The organism is Curtobacterium sp. UNCCL17 (assembly GCF_000686685.1).
GTDB classification, from domain to species: domain Bacteria; phylum Actinomycetota; class Actinomycetes; order Actinomycetales; family Microbacteriaceae; genus Curtobacterium; species Curtobacterium flaccumfaciens.
On sequence record NZ_KK366001.1, the window covers coordinates 261,725 to 277,811 of the forward strand.

The 16,087-nt window shown below is 71.8% G+C and carries 14 protein-coding genes, 1 tRNA gene and 1 pseudogene; 4 read left to right on the forward strand and 12 right to left on the reverse strand.

Annotated elements, in window-relative coordinates; all coding sequences use genetic code 11:
• Nucleotides 1-311 precede the first annotated feature (311 nt).
• The 5 genes and pseudogenes from BR70_RS20605 to BR70_RS0111110 form a co-directional block, all read right to left on the reverse strand.
• The gene (locus BR70_RS20605; protein ID WP_051596853.1) at nt 312-2,690 is read right to left on the reverse strand and encodes a bifunctional metallophosphatase/5'-nucleotidase; all 2,379 of its coding nucleotides are present in this window, start codon (nt 2,688-2,690) and stop codon (nt 312-314) included.
• Nucleotides 2,691-2,792: 102 nt separating this feature from the next.
• On the reverse strand, nt 2,793-3,182 hold the full coding sequence (locus BR70_RS23855) for a thiamine pyrophosphate-dependent enzyme (RefSeq protein WP_331279986.1): 390 nt from the start codon (nt 3,180-3,182) through the stop codon (nt 2,793-2,795).
• Nucleotides 3,183-3,300: 118 nt separating this feature from the next.
• Nucleotides 3,301-4,608 (reverse strand): annotated as a pseudogene (locus tag BR70_RS20610) (thiamine pyrophosphate-binding protein); the annotation flags it as partial.
• Between the two features lie 151 nt (nt 4,609-4,759).
• The gene (locus BR70_RS0111105) at nt 4,760-5,686 is read right to left on the reverse strand and encodes a sugar phosphate isomerase/epimerase family protein (RefSeq protein WP_027466121.1); all 927 of its coding nucleotides are present in this window, start codon (nt 5,684-5,686) and stop codon (nt 4,760-4,762) included.
• Nucleotides 5,683-6,840: a Gfo/Idh/MocA family protein gene (locus BR70_RS0111110; RefSeq protein WP_035808774.1), complete on the reverse strand. Its 1,158-nt coding sequence runs from the start codon at nt 6,838-6,840 to the stop codon at nt 5,683-5,685. Before BR70_RS0111110 ends, BR70_RS0111105 begins: the two co-directional genes overlap by 4 nt.
• Before the next feature lie 76 nt (nt 6,841-6,916).
• Here BR70_RS0111110 and BR70_RS0111115 point away from each other — a divergent pair, with 76 nt between their 5' ends.
• The 3 genes from BR70_RS0111115 to BR70_RS0111125 all read left to right on the forward strand — a co-directional run bounded on the left by BR70_RS0111115 (nt 6,917) and on the right by BR70_RS0111125 (nt 9,336).
• Nucleotides 6,917-8,338, forward strand: coding sequence for a glucose-6-phosphate dehydrogenase (locus tag BR70_RS0111115; RefSeq protein WP_027466123.1), 1,422 nt, complete (start codon nt 6,917-6,919; stop codon nt 8,336-8,338).
• Between the two features lie 29 nt (nt 8,339-8,367).
• The gene (locus BR70_RS0111120) at nt 8,368-9,153 is read left to right on the forward strand and encodes a dienelactone hydrolase family protein (protein ID WP_027466124.1); all 786 of its coding nucleotides are present in this window, start codon (nt 8,368-8,370) and stop codon (nt 9,151-9,153) included.
• 110 nt (nt 9,154-9,263) lie between these two features.
• Nucleotides 9,264-9,336, forward strand: a tRNA-Arg gene (locus tag BR70_RS0111125).
• 159 nt (nt 9,337-9,495) lie between these two features.
• On the opposite strand, the gene BR70_RS20615 is transcribed toward BR70_RS0111125, so the two are convergent.
• The 4 genes from BR70_RS20615 to BR70_RS0111145 form a co-directional block, all read right to left on the reverse strand.
• Nucleotides 9,496-10,128, reverse strand: coding sequence for a TetR/AcrR family transcriptional regulator (locus tag BR70_RS20615; protein ID WP_051596854.1), 633 nt, complete (start codon nt 10,126-10,128; stop codon nt 9,496-9,498).
• 92 nt (nt 10,129-10,220) lie between these two features.
• Nucleotides 10,221-10,901, reverse strand: coding sequence for a gamma subclass chorismate mutase AroQ (gene aroQ / locus BR70_RS22380; RefSeq protein ID WP_051596855.1), 681 nt, complete (start codon nt 10,899-10,901; stop codon nt 10,221-10,223).
• Nucleotides 10,898-11,119, reverse strand: coding sequence for a hypothetical protein (locus tag BR70_RS0111140; RefSeq protein ID WP_027466125.1), 222 nt, complete (start codon nt 11,117-11,119; stop codon nt 10,898-10,900). The genes aroQ and BR70_RS0111140 overlap by 4 nt, the downstream gene beginning before the upstream one ends.
• A 29-nt stretch (nt 11,120-11,148) precedes the next feature.
• Complete coding sequence (locus BR70_RS0111145) at nt 11,149-12,774, reverse strand: glycoside hydrolase domain-containing protein (protein WP_027466126.1); 1,626 nt, start codon at nt 12,772-12,774, stop codon at nt 11,149-11,151.
• A 264-nt stretch (nt 12,775-13,038) separates the two neighbouring features.
• On the opposite strand from BR70_RS0111145, the gene BR70_RS22385 reads away from it, so the two are divergent.
• Nucleotides 13,039-14,055 carry a hypothetical protein gene (locus BR70_RS22385; protein ID WP_027466127.1) on the forward strand — a complete coding sequence of 339 codons (1,017 nt, stop codon included), beginning with the start codon at nt 13,039-13,041 and terminating at the stop codon, nt 14,053-14,055.
• Nucleotides 14,056-14,148: 93 nt separating this feature from the next.
• Here the strand turns inward: BR70_RS22385 and BR70_RS0111155 are convergent, their stop codons facing one another.
• The 3 genes from BR70_RS0111155 to BR70_RS0111165 form a co-directional block, all read right to left on the reverse strand.
• Nucleotides 14,149-15,243, reverse strand: a complete 1,095-nt coding sequence (locus BR70_RS0111155; RefSeq protein WP_027466128.1) for an alkene reductase — start codon at nt 15,241-15,243, stop codon at nt 14,149-14,151.
• 64 nt (nt 15,244-15,307) lie between these two features.
• On the reverse strand, nt 15,308-15,520 hold the full coding sequence (locus tag BR70_RS0111160; protein WP_027466129.1) for a hypothetical protein: 213 nt from the start codon (nt 15,518-15,520) through the stop codon (nt 15,308-15,310).
• Between the two features lie 51 nt (nt 15,521-15,571).
• Nucleotides 15,572-16,015 (reverse strand): MarR family winged helix-turn-helix transcriptional regulator, encoded by a 444-nt coding sequence (locus tag BR70_RS0111165; protein WP_017888357.1) that lies wholly within the window; start codon nt 16,013-16,015, stop codon nt 15,572-15,574.
• Between the last annotated feature and the right edge of the window lie 72 nt (nt 16,016-16,087).

Genomic DNA, 16,087 nt, shown 5'->3' on the forward strand with positions numbered 1-16,087 from the left:
TGACCCGCCGGAGTGGGCGCCCTCCGCCGTTTCCCTGGAGGCGGAGGACGCCCGCGTCGCGGAGTCTCGCCGAACGGAACCACCGTCGACTTGCTGAAAGCGACCCGGCACGACGCGTCGCGGTGCGACAACCCCGAGAGTACCCCGCGGATCCGCGGATCCGCAGTGATCGACCGGGATGGGACAGCAACCGTGACCGCCGGGTCGCGCGACGCGTGCGCCGGAGCTGTGCCGGGCCTCCTGACCGACGCGAACGGGCCGCCTCACCAGGGTGAGACGGCCCGTTCGCGTGTGTGCCCGCAGGCTCCGGGTCAGTCCGTCAGGACCGTCGCGGCACGTCGTGCGCGGTTGCGGCGGAGGACCACGAGCGCCGTGATCCCGGCGAGCAGGAGCAGGCCCGCCGCGATCGCCGGAGCGGTGAGGTCCGCACCCGTGTAGGCGAGGTCGCCACCGGCGCGCGGGTCGTCGTCGGTCCCGCCGACGCCGCCGATGCCGGCGTCATCAGCGCCACCCGCGCCGGGGCCGGGGGTGACCCCGCCGCCCGTGCCCGGGGTCGGGTCAACCGGGTCCGTCGGGTCCGTGGGGTCGGTGGGGTCGGTCGGGTCCGTCGGGTCGACCGCTGCGGCGACCGGGATCGTCACGGCGAGGGTGATGGTCTGGCCGGGCAGGGTGACCACGAGCGGTGCGTCCGTCGTGGCGACGGGCTCGGCCACCGCGGCGAGCGAGACGGAGCCGGCGGTGCGGGCGGCGGCGCGTGCCGCCGGGGCCTCGATCTCGGGGACCGTGACGGTCAGGGTCGCGCGACCCTGCTCGTCGTTCTTGTCGGTGATCGTCGGGTCGATCGCCGACGACGCCAGCTCCTTGCCGTCCGCGCTGACCGAGACGGTGCCGGCCTTCGCGGGGTCCTCGCTGCTGAACACGAGCGACGACAGGTCGAGCTCGATCTCGTCACCGGGCTGGAACCCACCGGCCGGGGTCGGCGTGACCGTGACGCCGACGGCGCGCTGGTCGACCTGGGGTGTGACCTTCTTGTTCGCCACGAAGTAGTCCACCTGGGCCTGCAGGTCGACCTGGCCGGAGTCGGCGACGTTCGTGCCGGTCGCGAAGGCGGCGAAGTTGTCGCCACCGGTCGACAGGAACGAGTTGACGGTCACCTTGAGGGTGTCGGTCAGCGCGATCGGCTCGCCGTCGAGGGTCATGCCGGTGATGCGCTCGCCGCGGCCCTTCGACGGGTCGTAGGTGTACGCGAAGCCGTCCGAGACGCCGAGCTTCAGGAACGGACGCTCGAGGCCGTCCGGCTGCCACTGCTGCTCGAGGGCGTTCTTGATCTGCTGGCCGGTCATGTCCTTCGTCACCAGGGTGTTGGCGAACGGCTGGACGAGTGCGGCCTCCTTGTAGGTGACGGTGCCGTCGGGGTCGCCGGCGCCGCTGGACGCGTAGACCATGTCGGTGCGGAGGCCGCCCGGGTTCATGAAGGCGACCTTCGAGCCGTTGCGGGCGGTCGCGCTGCGCTGGACCTCGGCGATGTAGTTGCCGAGCACGGACTCGCCACCGCGGTTCTCGGCCTTGCGGTCGGACTGCACGGCGCGACGCAGGTCACCCGTGATCTCGCCGAGCTTCTCGCCGCCCTTGACGTCGGCAACGGCCTTCGCGGCGGTCACGATGTCGCTCACCTCGGTCACCGAGGTGGTGTCAGCGGGGACACGCTTGTCCTCGTTGACGGAGGTGACCGAGGACGTGATGCCGGTGAGCTGCTTGTCCGCGTCCACGGTGAGCTGCAGGTGTCCGAGGTTCACCCCGTAGGACCCGGCCTGGATCACCGGACGCTTCGTGCCGTCGGGTCCGGCGATGGAGTGGTTGTAGGTCGCGTGGGTGTGCGCCGAGACGATGGCCGAGACCTTCGACGAGACGCCGGCGGTGATCTTGCCGAAGGCACCGGTGCCGGTGGCGTCGGCGAGCGCGCTCGTGGTGGCGCCCTCGTGCACGAGCAGGACGAGCACGTCGGCCTCGCCGTTGTCGTCCCGGCCGTCGGTGAGCTGCACGGCGTACCGGTTGACCTGGCTGACGATCGGGGCCATCGCGAGGCCCTCGACCCCGCCGGGGCTGACGAGCCCGGGGATGAGGTCCTCGGTGGTCGCGCCGATGAAGCCGACCTTGACGCCGCCCTTCTCCACGATGGAGTACGGCGTGAACGCGGGGTCGGTGGTGCCGGCCTTGACGATGTTCGCCGAGACGTACGGCCAGTCGGCGCGGTCGTCGATGCGGTTCTTCAGGTCGTCCTGGCCCTTGTCGAGCTCGTGGTTGCCGATCGCGCTGACGTCGAGGTCCATGGCGTTCAGGGCGTCGATCGTGGGGGAGTCCTGCTGGATGAGCGAGGTGAAGGTCGAGGCGCCCACGTTGTCGCCGACGCTGGCGAAGATCGTGTTCGGGTTGGCCTCGCGGTACGACTGCACGACGCCGGCGAGCTTCGCGGCGCCGGCGGCCTTGTCGGCGGCGGTGCCCTCGGACTCGATGCGACCGTGGAAGTCGTTGACGTCGATGATGTCGATCGTCGTGTCGCCCTCGGCGGCGACGGCTGCGGACGGGACGGAGAGTGCGACCAGGACCCCGGCGGTGGCGAGGGCCGCGCCGGCGCCGAGGCGTCGTCGGGTCGTCGCACCGTCGGTTCCGGTGGTGTGGGAAGTGTTCATCGCCGTCGAACCTACGAAGACGCACAGGCGACTCGCCAGACCCCGTCGCAAGTCGTCACACGACGTTCACACGGCCTTCCCCCTGGGCCCGCCCGATCCGGTTCAGTCGCGGCCGAGGGCGCCCTTCACCCGCTCGGTGACCTCGGTCGCCATCGCCTTGGCGGAGTCCTTCACCACGTCGAACTCGACCGGGTCGCCCTTCAGCAGGCTCTTCGCCGTGTTGATCGCGTACTCCTTCGTGATGTGCGGGGGCAGCGGCGGGACGCTCCGGCTGACGTACGCGTCGATGAGGGTCACCCCCTGGTGGGCGAACGCCCGATCGACCGCGGCCTCGACCTCGGAGTCCTCGTGCACGGCGATGCCCTGGAACCCGAGCAGCGTCGCGTACCCGGCGTAGTCGATCGACTCGACGTCCTGCGAGCCGCGCCACATCGGGTTGCCGTCCTCGGTGCGCATCTCCCACGACACCTGGCCGAGATCGTCGTTGTGCATGACCACGATGACGAGCTGCTGGTTCGGCCACGCCGCCAGGTACTTCTTCACGGTGATCAGCTTCGTTCATGCCGAGCATCTGGAAGGCACCGTCGCCGATCGTGCACACCGCCGGACGGTCCGGGAACGCGAACTTCGCCGTCACCGCGTACGGCATGGCCGCGAGCATCGTCGCGAGCCGGCCGGACATGTCGCCGCGCATGCCCTCGCGCAGCCGGATGTGGTGGCCGTACCAGTCGGCGGTCGTGCCGGCGTCCGCGGTGACCGTGACGCCGTCGGGCAGTCGGTCGTTCACGGCCTGGATCACCCGGCGCGGGTTCACCCCGTCGTCGTAGGCGACCTCGGACTGCGCACGCATCTCCGACTCCCACTCGCGCATCTCGTGGGCGACGGTCTGCTGGAAGGACCTGTCGGTCTTCTGCTCGAGCAGCGGGAGCACGGCGTCGAGGGTCGAGCCGACGTCGCCCCACAGGTTCAGCTCGGTCGGGTACCGCAGGCCGAGCTGCTCCGGCTTGATGTCGACCTGGATGCCCCGGGCCTGCCCCGACTTCGGCATGTACTCGCCGTACGGGTAGTTCGTGCCGAGCAGCACGAGGGTGTCGCAGTCGCGGATCTGGTGCAGCGACGGCAGCGACCCGAGCAGCCCGAGCTGCTGCGAGTGGTACGGCACGTCGGACGGGATCACGTCCTTGCCACGGAGCGCCGTGATGATCCCCGCGCCCGCCTTCTCGGCGGCGGCGAGCACCTGGGCCGTCGCACCGCGCGCGCCCGCACCGACCAGGAACGTCACCTTCGACCCGGCGTTGATGATCTCCGCCATCTTCCGGACCTCGTCGGCGGGCGGCGTGATCCGGGTGGACGCGGGGACGTCGCTCGACCGCGAGGCCCAGTGCTCCAGCGGCGGTGCGTCGTACGTCATCGCCTGCACGTCGTGGGGCAGCACGACGACGGCCGGCTGCTTGCGCAGCGACGCGGTGCGGAACGCGGTGTCGAGCACCACACCGACGGCCTCGGGCGTGGCCACCGTCTGCACGTAGCAGGCGACGTCGGCGAACACGCGCTCCAGGTTCGACTCCTGCTGCGTGAACGACCCCATCGCCGCGAGCCCCTGCTGGCCGACGATCGCCACCACCGGCTGGTTGTCCATCTGCGCGTCGTACAGCCCGTTCAGCAGGTGGAAGGCACCGGGACTCGACGTCGCGACGCAGACCCCGACCTCGCCGGTGAACTTCGCGTGCGCGGTCGCCATCAGCGCCGCGATCTCCTCGTGCGTGGGGCGGACGTACTCCAGGCCGTCGCCCGTCGACGCCGCCTTGCCGAGCGCGCCGTCGAAGGCGCCGATCCCGTCGCCGGGGTACCCGAACACGCGGGAGACCCCCCACGCCTTGATGCGGTCGATGACGAAGTCGCTCACGGTCGTGCTCATGGCACCAGCGTGCGCGGGCGCGCACGGGTCCGTTCACAGGCACCGGCCTGGAGTCGCGGATCACGTGACCGACGTCGGTCACGTGATCTGGGCCTCCAGACCAGGGCCCTGTGCTGGCCGGTGCTCGGTGTCGGCTCCTGCTCGGTACCGGCTACGGCTCCTGCGCGATCAGCGGACGCAGCGTGCGGTGCGCGATGCGCAGCCCTTCGAGCACCCTGTCGTCGGTGCCGCCCCAGAGCGGGTCCTCGTGCTCGACGCTCAGCGTGCCGTCGAAGCCCGCCTCGTAGAGGCGGTCGACGACGCGCGGCCAGTCCACGACACCACGGCCCGGCACGCGGAACCGCCACCAGCCCATGTCCCACGGGTCGTCGCCCTTGTCGACCTTGCCGAAGAACCCGTACTCGTTGCGCCGCTCGGGGAAGAGCTCCAGGTCCTTCGCCTGGGCGTGCACGATGTGCTCGGCGAACGGCAGGATCGTCTCGACCGGGTCGATGCCGATCCACGTCAGGTGCGACGGGTCCCAGTTCAGCCCGAAGCCCAGACCGGTCACCCAACCCCAGAGCTCGGGGGAGTACGCGAGGTTGCCGGGGTACCCGTCCGGGTGCCAGCCCTCCATCACGCAGTTCTCGATGACCAGCCGCACACCGCGCTCGCCGGCGTAGTCGACGAGCTCGGGCAGGACCCGGTTCCCCTCGGCCATGTTCTCGCGGACGGACTTCGTGGTGTCGCGCCCGATGAAGGTGCCGACGTACGGGATGCCGAGCGTCTGCGCGGTGTCGATCGCGTGCTCGAGGTGGGTCCGCACCGCGGCACGGTGCTCGAGGTCCCGGTGCAGGTTGTTCTCGTAGTAGGCGAGCGCGGAGATCTCGAGCCCGGTGCGGTCGAGCAGGTCGCGGGTGGCCAGGGCGTCCTCGTCGGTGAACGTGGCGACCGGCAGGTGCGCCGCCTCGAAGTCACGGCCGCCGGTGCCCGGCCAGACGGCGACCTCGAGCCGCTCGTACCCCTGCTGCTGGGCGAACCCGGCGATCCGGTCGAGCGACCAGCCGGGCAGGCAGGCGGTCAGCATGCCGAGCTTCACCGGATCTCCCGCCAGGTCGTCTCGGCCGCGCTGCCGATCACGGCCTCGATGATGTCCGCGGAGCGGGCGCCGTCCGCGAAGGTCGGCAACCCGTCGGGGGCCACCCCGGTGCGGACCGCGGTGTAGGTGTCGGCGACGAAGGCGGCGAAGGCGTCGAGGTACCCCTGCGGGTGCCCGGCCGGCACGATCGCCAGCCGGCGCTGGTCCGGGTACCCCTGCGACGGGTCGCGGACCACGATCTGCGCGCCGCGCTCGTTCCCGAACCAGGCCGACTCGGGCTGCTCCTGGTCGAACGCCGCGCTGCCGCGGGTGCCGTCGACCTCGAACCACAGGCGGTTCTTGCGGCCCGAGGCGACCTGCGAGATCACGACGTTGCCGATGCGGCCCGTGGCCGTGCGGAAGGTGGCGACGGCGGTGTCCTCGGTGGTGACCTCGGCGCGTTCGGCCGCGTCGGCCACCGGGTCCGGGTCCGGGGAGCCGGAGAACGACGGACCGGACGCGGCCGGCCGGGTCGGGTAGACGATGTCGGTCGCCGCGGACACCGAGGCGAAGCGCTCACCCGTCACGAACTCGACCAGGTCGCACCAGTGCGAGCCGATGTCCGCGAACGCGCGGGACAGCCCGCTCGAGGTCGGGTCGACCCGCCAGCTCGAGGCGTCCTCGTCGAGCATCCAGTCCTGCAGGTAGTGGCCGTGCACCGCGAGCAGCCGGCCGAGCTCCCCGTCGGCGATGCGCGCCCGGATCTCGCGGACCATCGGGTGGTACCGGTACACGAACGGCACCGTGGCCACGACACCGGCCTCGGCAGCGGCGGCGACGAGTTCGGCGGCCTGCGCGGGGTCGATCGCCAGGGGCTTCTCGCACACCACGTTGATGCCGGCCGCGATCACCGCGAGCGCCTGCGGGTGGTGCTGGTCGTTCGGGGTGCAGATGTGCACGACGTCCGGGGCGTCGGCGATGACCTCGTCGAGGGAGGCGTAGCCACGGGGCAGGTCGAGCTGCGCCGCCACCTGCTCCGACCGGGCGGCGTTCCGGCCGAGCACACCGAGCACCTCGGCACCGGAGGCCCGGGCCGCCCGGGCGTGGACCCCGGCGATCATGCCCGTCCCGACCACGGCGACACGGAGGCGTCGCCCTTCGTACCCACTGCTCATGGTGCTCCCTCGCGCCGGACTGACACCACCGTAGCGGCCCGGCCGTCCCCGGGGGACGGTGAGTACGGTCTGGTGCATGTCGAGCCTCCAGACCAGCCTGCTCATCCTCGGAGCCAGCGGCGACCTGTCCAAGCGCCTGCTCCTGCCCGGCCTCGCCACCCTGCTCCAGGTGAAGGACGACTGGGACGTCCAGCTCGTCGGGGCCGGTGTCGAGGACCTGTCCGACGCCGACTGGAAGGCGCAGGTGCGCGAGTCCTTCGAGAACGCGCAGGCGTCCAAGAACGAGGAGGACGAGGGCGCCTCGGGGGAGACGTCACTGCCGGACCGACTGCAGGCCGTGGTCGACGCCTCGACCTACCGGAAGGCCGACGTCACGGACCCGGACGACCTGCGGGCACTGCTCGCCGCGTGCGAGCACGACCCCGCGATCTACTTCGCACTGCCGCCGGCGGTCACCGAGAAGAGCTGCGAGCAGCTCGCCCACCTCGACCTGCCCGCCGGCACCCGCCTGGCGCTCGAGAAGCCGTTCGGCACCGACGCCGACAGCGCCTCGCACCTCAACGACCTGCTGCACTCGTTCATCCCCGAGGAGCGCATCCACCGCGTCGACCACTTCCTCGGCCGCTCCACCGTGCTCAACCTGCTCGGGCTGCGCTTCGCCAACCGCATCATCGAGCCGCTGCTGTCGTCGCAGCACGTCGAGCGCGTCGACATCGTCTACGACGAGACCCTCGGGCTCGAGGGCCGGGCGCGCTACTACGACAAGGCCGGGGCGCTCACCGACATGATCCAGAGCCACCTGCTGCAGGTGATGGCCGTCGTCGCGATGGAGGCCCCCGCCTCGATCAAGGCCGACGACCTGCGCACCCAGAAGGAGCTCGTGCTGCGGGCCGTCCGGCCGTGGGGCGGCGACGTCGTCACCGCGGGCAAGCGCGCCCGGTACACCGCCGGCACCGTCGGGGACCGCCAGCTGCCGTCGTACGTCGACGAGGACGGCGTGGACCCGTCGCTCGGCACCGAGACCCTCGCTCAGCTCACCCTGGAGATCGCGAACTGGCGCTGGGCCGGCGTCCCGTTCACCCTGCGGTCCGGCAAGGCGCTCGCCGCGCAGCGCCGCGAGATCGTCATCACGTTCAAGGACTCCCCGCACGTGCCCGAGGGGCTCACCGGCACCGAGCTGCCCGACCGGCTGCGCATCTGGATCGCCCCGGACGAGATGCAGCTCGAGCTCAACGTCAACGGCGCCGGTGACCCGTACACGATCGACCACACGAGCCTCGAGGTGACCTTCAACCCCGGGCGTCTGAGCGCGTACGGCGAGGTGCTGGCCGGCGTGCTCGAGGGTGACGCCACGCTGTCGGTCCGCGGGGACAGCGCCGTGCAGGGCTGGAAGGTCGTCGGGCCGTTCCTCGACGCGTGGAAGGCCGGCAAGGCGCCCCTCGACGAGTACGCCGCCGGGTCCGTCGGCCCCGACGGCTGGGACAACATCGAGGCCTGAGCACGAGCGGCGGCGTAGCGTCGGGTGACGTGAACACCACCGACGACGTCCTGCAGACCGTTCCCGAACCCGCCGGCGCCGACATCCGTGTCGACGACGTCCCCTACGACCACGAGGGCATCGAACTGCTCGGTGTGCTCGCGAAGGACGCCGCGATCGCGGGCCGTCGTCCGGCCGTCCTCGTCGTGCACGACTGGCACGGCGTGAACGAGCACGTCGAAGCACGGGTGACGATGCTCGCCCGTCTCGGCTACGTCGCCTTCGGCGCGGACATCTACGGAGCGGGCGTCCGCCCCGGTGACGACACCGCGGCCCAGGTCGCCGGCGGTTTCTACCAGGACCTGCCGCTGCTGCGCGCCCGCGCCACCGCCGGACTCGAGCGACTGCTCGCCGACCCCGACGTCGACCCCGCCCGCGTCGTCGTCATGGGGTACTGCTTCGGCGGCTCGACCGCACTCGAACTCGCACGGACCGGGGCCGACCTGGTCGGTGCCGTGGCGTTCCACGGCGGCCTCATCGCGCACGACCCCTCGGACGCCGCCGACATCCGCGCGAAGCTGCTCGTCCTCACCGGGGGCGCCGACCCCGTCGTGCCGGACGAGGCCGTGCACGCGTGGCAGGACGAGATGCGGGCGGCGCCGGAAGTCGACTGGCAGGTCGTGACGTACTCCGGTGCGATGCACGCGTTCGCGGTGCCCGGTACCGACGCCCCGGACCACGGCGCGCAGTACCAGGAGCGCGCCGATCGCCGATCGTGGCAGGCGCTCCGGGTGTTCCTGGCCGAGGTGTTCGACGAGGAGCCCGCGGCGCTGTGACGATGCGGCCGTCGGAGACCACTCGCGACACGCCGAGCGCGGGGGCCGGAGCGCCTCGATTGGCGCCCGGGCCGCACCTGTTGTAGAGTCTTCCACGGCCGCAAGGCCACGCGCTCGTAGCTCAATGGATAGAGCATCTGACTACGGATCAGAAGGTTGGGGGTTCGAGTCCCTTCGAGCGCACAGGCAAGCAGGACGAAGAAGGGCCCCGGTGGATTCCACCGGGGCCCTTCGTCGTTCATCAGCAGCGTTCGCGCCCGGGTCCACCCGTCGCGCGTCACGTCCGTGCGACTCGGTGAGCAGGAACGGTCGAGTCCCGGAGCCGGACTCGACCGTTCCTGCTCACGAAGTGGCGGGGGAGTACGGCTGGGCCGCCGCGATGACCTCCGACGCACCGGCGATGCCGAACGACGTGAAGAGCGGTGCCCACAGGGCCTTGAGCTGCGCCACGAGCTCGTCGTCGGTCAGCTGCGTCGAACCGTCCACCATGCCCAGCGTCGTGTTGAGGAGCAGCAGGACGGACGGCTGGACCGCGGCCGCGTCGACGTCCGCCGCCGCGACCCCGGCGCTGACGAGCTCGCCCCGCGTCATCTCGAACCAGTCGAAGCCGCGCGGCACCGGCACGCCGGCCTTGCCGAGTTCGTGCAGGAGCCGGACCGCGCCGCCCGCCACCGAGCCCCGGCGGACGTCCATCCCGGTGGTCAGGAGGAACACCGTCAGCCGCTCGATGCCGGGCTGCGCGGGGAGTGCGTCGAAGAGTTCACGCCAGCGCTGCTGCTGCAGTTCGATGACCGCCGTCGCCAGGTCCTTCTTCGACGGGAACAGGTGGTACCCGATCGCCGACTTCGGCTTGCCCATCGCCTCGGCGACACGGGAGAACGTGGTCGCCTCGTAGCCGAAGGCCGCGAACTGCTGCCCCGCGGCGTCGATGATGGCTCGACGAGACGCCTCCATGGCGAGCTGCCGCTGGTTCATCTGGCGCGGTGTCCTTCCTCGCCCGGAGCTGAGCGATCAGTGAACACCACATCTTAGGGCCGCTCATGATGACGGCCCGTCCCCTGCCCGCGTCAGGCGGCGCAGAACGTGTGCCAGGCCACGTCGATCCCCTTCCGGTGCAGCGAGTCGAGTCCGACGTCGAGGTGCTTCCGCTCGGCGTCCACCAGGTGTGCGCACCGGTGGTCCTGGGCGACGGTCTGGGCCTGGCCGAGCGCGGTCACCAGGTCGGTGTCGATGGCGTCGAGCTGGGGCCGGATGGTCGTCAGGTCCGGCGCCGTCGTGGGTGCGGTCCACGGGTTGTGCGTCCAGTGGTTGATGAGGCCGCGCTGGACCACCTTGCTCGCGGCGATCTGCGCGCGGATCACCCGGGTGACCAGGACGGGGTCGACGCCCTGCTGCTCCGCCAGGGTCACCGCTTCGTCGACGACGGCCTGTTCGCGCACCGGGTCGGCGATCGGCTTGCCGCTGAGCCACTTCGACTCCGCCACCGGGTCGGCGAGCTCCAGCCGTCGGAGGATGAGCGCGCCGATGGTGTCGAGCTCTGCCGTCGATGCCGCGGGACGGGAACCGTCGTGGGAGATGGTCATCGTGGAACCCGTCGGTTCGGCGGACGTGGGCAGGGGGTCGGCGTTCGCCGCCGTGGTCGGCAGGGCGATGCCCGCCGCGAGCAGCCCGAGGGTCAGGGCCGTCGCGGCGGTCCGACGGCTGCGGTGCCGGGCGGTGGTCGGGGTGGTGGGGTGTGCGGTGTTCACGGGGTTTCCTTCCCGAACCGGCGCCGGACGCGTCGGGTCAGATCGTCGATGATCGGTTTGATGACCTCGTCGTAGAACGGGTAGACGCCGAAGTGGTCGGCGCCCTCGTCGCAGTAGCAGTCCATCGAGATCGCCTCCTCGAAGTTCGAGAAGACGTAGGTGGCACGGTGCGGGAACGCGGCGTGCGGCTCGTCGTCACGCGGGGTCGTGGTGGTCACGGCGGTGCTCGATCCCGGTCGGCAGCCGGTCAGCCGACCAGCCGAGCCGCGGGGACGCCGGAGTCGCGCCCGGAGTCCACCACGGCGTCGATCTCGGTGGATCCGTTGCCCGACCCGACCGTGCGGTTCTGGATCTGGTTGAGCGACCAGTTGCCCGGCAGGGGCTCGAGCTGGTTGCCCGCCCAGGCCGGCGACATCCCGGCGACGAACGAGAAGTGCGCGAGTCCGGCGCTGCTCACGGCGGTGCACGTGGCGCGGGAGCCGTAGACGCCCGCCTTGTACAGGTTCCCGCGGTCCCGCAGGCCGGCGGCGACGCCACGGAAGTACGGCACCACGAGCGACTCGTCCTGCGCCGCCGAAGCGTCGAAGTCGGCGGCGAAGTAGACGGTGGTCTGCTTCGGGATCCCGAGCTGTCGGGCGGCGTCGTGGGCGCGGTGGGCGTCGCGGACCCCCTGCTCCTCGGTGAACCACGAGGCAGTGAACCCCCCTTCCTCGAAGATCGGCCACAGCCCGAGCCCGGCGCTCGCCATCACACGGAGTTCGTCGGGGGTCAGGGCCTTGTCGAGCGCTCCGGACTGCTGGTGGTTGGTGAGGTAGCGTCCGACGCCGGTGGCACCGGACGCACGGACGGCGGCCGCGCGGGCGTCGTCGAGGCGCACCGCGGTGTCGGCACCGGTCGTCGCACGGTCCGGGTCGCCCGTGCTCGCGGCCAGGGCCGCCCACGTGCCGGCGTCGCACGTCCCGGTCTGCTCGGCCGGCGGGAACGCCTGGAACTGCTGGAACGCACGGACCACCGCGGCGTCCGCTGCCGAGTAGGCACTGCTGAACACGACGCGCTCGCCGTTCAGCACCAGGAGCGCCTTGACGAGCAGCACCCAGGCGCCGGTGGCCCCGACCCCGACGACGCTCGGTCCCGCGGCACGGAGCGCGGCAGCCGTCCCCGGTCCCCAGGCGCCGTCGACCGTGACGCCGACCGCGACCTGCACCGCGCGGATCGCCGCGGAGTACGTGCTCGTGTCCACGAGCCCGCTCGTGCTGCCGTACGCGCCGCCGGTCGCCTCGGCGTAGGTGCGGTTGAGGTACTGCTGCACCGCGCGCACCGCACGGGATCCGCCGGAGGCGAGCCGGACCGGGTCGACGGTCAGGAGGGCGCCGAACAGGTGGGCCGACAGCGGGAGTGCGCCGGGCTCGGCACCCAGGTCGGAGCGGAGCGCCTGCACGGCCGCGACGGTGGCCGCGTCGTACTCGCCGGTGAGCGTCACGGTCGCCGCACCCTTGCAGACGAGTCCGGCCTGGACGAGTCGGCACCAGGTCGCGGCGTCGGCACCCGTCTCGGCCCCGACGTCACCGTGCTGCTCGAGCTTCCGACGGGTCGTCGGCCCGAGCGTCGCGACGACGGGGGAGATGCCGAGGAGCGACTGGGTGGCCTGCACGATCCCGAGCACCGTGCCGCTGCCGGTCAGTCCGTCCTCGTCGACGTGCACCCACCCGTGCAGGTGCCCGAAGGTCGTGTTGAGCCAGCGCTGCACGGCGAGCACGCCCGAGTCGGCGGCGCCCGACGGGGTTGCGGCGTCGGCCGGGGCCGCGAGCGCGGTCGTGACGAGCGGGACGGTGGCGGTGATGCCGATGAGCGCAGTTCGGCGCGAGATGTGCACGGGGGTGCCCCTTCAGTTGCCTCGAGCGTCCGCTGGCCGTTGATCGCACTGTGCGATGCTGATGGCCGCGGCATGGTCCGAGCAACTTCGTCCCTCAACTTGGGACGGCCCTGCAATTCGGCAGACGATCGTCTGATGAAGCGCTCAGTCCGACCTCCGCGCCCCGCCGACTACGATCCTGATCCGGAGGGGGACTCGATGGATCTGCGCTGGTTGACCGCGCCCGACGACGTTGTGGCAGCGAAGACGGCGCGACGACCGCGGATGCGCCGCCCGCGACAGGCCCCGTGGTGGTGGAACGCGCTGCTCCTGGCGATCGAGGTCCCGCTCGCGTGGCTCGCGTCCGCGCTCGTGATCTGGGGCACCGGGCTCGTCCACAACGGCGCGGGTGTCGGTGACGTCGTCCGCTGGGCGGCCTGGTTCGTGGTGCTCGTCGCCGGCGTGGTCGGGCTCGTCGTGCTCCTGGTCCGCGGCGAACGACCTCGGACCCTGCGTCCGGACGAGGCTCGGGCAGTGCTGACGGGGGAGGCCAGTGGGTACCCGGCGCGTCCGGTCCGTCCGAAGCCGCTCGACTCGATGATCACCCCGCGCTACTCCGGCATCCGCGTCCACCCCCGGTTCGGCACCGCCCCCGTGCACGTCGACGGCGTCCCGGACGTCGAGTTCGGCTGCGTCCTGCGGCGCTGGATGGTCTCGCGGGACTGGACGTACCTGACCGTCCGGCTACCGGGCACGCTGCCGCACCTGCTCCTCGACGCGACGGCGAACGACGGTCGACGCAGCGACCTGCCCGTGGTGCTCCGTCACCGGCAACGGATGTCGCTGGAGGGCGACTTCGACCGGCACTTCCGCGTCTGGGCGCCGGAGGACTACGGCCAGGACGCGCTGTACGTCCTCACCCCTGACGTGATGGCAGCGCTCGTCGACCACGCGGCCGGCTGGAACGTCGAGATGGTCGATGACCGTCTGGTCTTCTCGGCGCCGGGGACCGCGGACTGGTCGCGCCCTGCGCCGTGGATGCAGGTCGAGGCCGTCCTGGGAGAGGTCGTGCCCCGTGTCGTGCGCGCCGCCTCCCGGTACCAGGACGACCGCTCGCTGCTCGAGGACGGGCACGCCGACGCGATCGCCGCCGCGGGGCGTCGCCTGGTGCTGCGCGACCGGCGGAAGAGCCGTCTGCGAGCGACGTGGGCGGGGGCCGTGTGGATGGGCGTCGTCTGCGTGTCCTACAGCGGACCGTTGGCCGTCGCGGTGGTCGGTTCGCTCTCGGTCCTCGACCACTGACCGTCGGCGCACGCCTACGACGTGGCCCCGGTACGGACGGGAGGCCCGTGGCGGTGTCGCCACGGGCCTCCCGTCCGTCAGATGGTGCGTCGACTACGCGACGGTCGCGCGCGCCTCGGCCAGCGACGGGTAGTCGGTGTAGCCCTCGGCGGTCGCGCCGTAGAAGAGCTCCGGACGGGGCTCGTTGAGCTCGGCGTCGTGCTCCCAGCGGTGCGCGAGGTCCGGGTTGGCGATCGCGGCGCGGCCCACGGCGACGGCGTCGGCGTGGTCGCCCTCGACGATCGCGATGGCCTCGTCGCGGGTGGTGAGCGACGAGAAGCCCGAGTTCACGATGAACGGCGCACCCGCGGTGCGGCGGACGTGCTGCACCAGGTCGCCGGTCGGCTCGGCGTGCAGGACGTCGACGAAGGCGAGCCCCAGCGGCGCGAGGCCCTCGGCGACGGCGGTGTAGGTGGCGCGGACGTCGGCCGCGTCGTCCTCGATGACGCCCTGGATCCCGTGCTCGGGCGACAGGCGGATGCCGGTGCGGTCGGCGCCGATGGCCTCGGCGATGGCGGTGGTGACCTCGATCGCGAAGCGTGCGCGGTTCTCGGGGGAGCCGCCGTACTGGTCGGTGCGGGTGTTCGACACCGGCGACATGAACTCGTGCACCAGGTAGCCGTTGGCGCCGTGGACCTCGACGCCGTCGAGCCCGGCGGCGATCGCGTTGCGGGCGGCCTGCACGAAGCCCTGCACGGCCTCCTGCACCTCGGCGGTGGTCAGCTCGTGCGGGACGGGCATGTCGGCCTTCGAGCCGTCGGCCAGGTGCGTCTGCCCGGGGGCGGCGATGGCGGACGGGGCGACGATGCGCGGGGTCTGCGAGATGTCGGTGTGCGAGACGCGGCCGCCGTGCATGAGCTGCATGACGATCGTGCCGCCGGCGGCGTGCACGGCGTCGGTCACGCGGCGCCAGCCGGCGATCTGGTCGTCGGTCTCGATGCCGGGCTGCCCGGGGTAGGAGCGGCCCTCCTGCACGGGCCAGGTGCCCTCGGTGATGATCATGCCGAGGCCGGCGCGCTGCCGGTAGTGCTCGACGAGCAGGTCGTTCGGGACGCCGTGCTCGCCGGCGCGGGTGCGCGTGAGCGGGGCCATGACGACGCGGTTCGACAGGGACAGGGCGCCGATGGAGGCGGGTTCGAAGAGCTTCACCTCAGGGCGAACGACGAGTTGTCCGATGCAATTCCGCCTCGGAGCACTTCTTCAGGCAGCGCGGTCAGTCGCGCGGACACACCAGCGTCGACGAGCGGACCTGGCCCTCGGGCCGGATCACCTGGTGCTGCGAGAGGGGCTTGCCGCACAGGGGGCACCCCCGGTCGATCGTCCGGTCGTCGATGCCCTCGGGGCGACCGGCGCCGATCTGCGAGGGGCCCATCTTGTTGATGAGCGTCGTGTTCCACCGTTCGTACCACTGGCCGAAGCGTCCCACGGTGCATCCTTTCGTTCGTGCACGAACCATTATGGCACCGATGGCCGCGGATCACACCTGGTCGACGCGCTCCAGCAGCTCGGTCAGCTCGTCCTTCAGGGACTCGAGCCGGGCGAGTGGCCACCCGAGCCGGTCGGCGACGGCGAGCGGGACCGCCTGGGCCCGGTCGCGCAGGGCGTGCCCGGCCGTCGTCAGGGAGACCTCGAGCTGGCGTTCGTCGGCGGCACTGCGGGTGCGGCGGACGTAGCCGGAGGCCTCGAGCCGCTTGAGGAGCGGGCTGAGCGTCGCGGAGTCGAGTCGCAGTTCGCCGGCGATCTCGCGCACCGAGCGCGGGTCCCGCTCCCACAGGGCGAGCATGACGAGGTACTGCGGGTGGGTCAGGCCCATCGGTTCGAGCAGGTCGCGGTACAGCCCGATGACGCTGCGGCTCGTCGCCGCGAGTGCGAAGCAGAGCTGCCGGTCGAGCGCGAGCGGGTCCGGGGCGGTCTGGGTCATGCGTTCAGGTTACTTCGTTCGTGCACGAAGCGGCGTGGTCGCGACCCGGGGCGGTGGGCGCGACGGCCTGGA

Excerpts from the sequence above, each read along its gene's own strand:
- BR70_RS20605 (WP_051596853.1), bottom strand. The coding sequence starts at position 2,690 with ATGAACACTTCCCACACCACCGGAACCGACGGTGCGACGACCCGACGA.
- BR70_RS23855 (WP_331279986.1), bottom strand. The coding sequence starts at position 3,182 with ATGCACAACGACGATCTCGGCCAGGTGTCGTGGGAGATGCGCACCGAG.
- BR70_RS20615 (WP_051596854.1), bottom strand. The coding sequence starts at position 10,128 with ATGAACCAGCGGCAGCTCGCCATGGAGGCGTCTCGTCGAGCCATCATC.
- BR70_RS0111165 (WP_017888357.1), bottom strand. The coding sequence starts at position 16,015 with ATGACCCAGACCGCCCCGGACCCGCTCGCGCTCGACCGGCAGCTCTGC.
- BR70_RS0111110 (WP_035808774.1), bottom strand. The coding sequence starts at position 6,840 with ATGAGCAGTGGGTACGAAGGGCGACGCCTCCGTGTCGCCGTGGTCGGG.
- BR70_RS22385 (WP_027466127.1), top strand. The coding sequence starts at position 13,039 with ATGCGCCGCCCGCGACAGGCCCCGTGGTGGTGGAACGCGCTGCTCCTG.
- BR70_RS0111115 (WP_027466123.1), top strand. The coding sequence starts at position 6,917 with ATGTCGAGCCTCCAGACCAGCCTGCTCATCCTCGGAGCCAGCGGCGAC.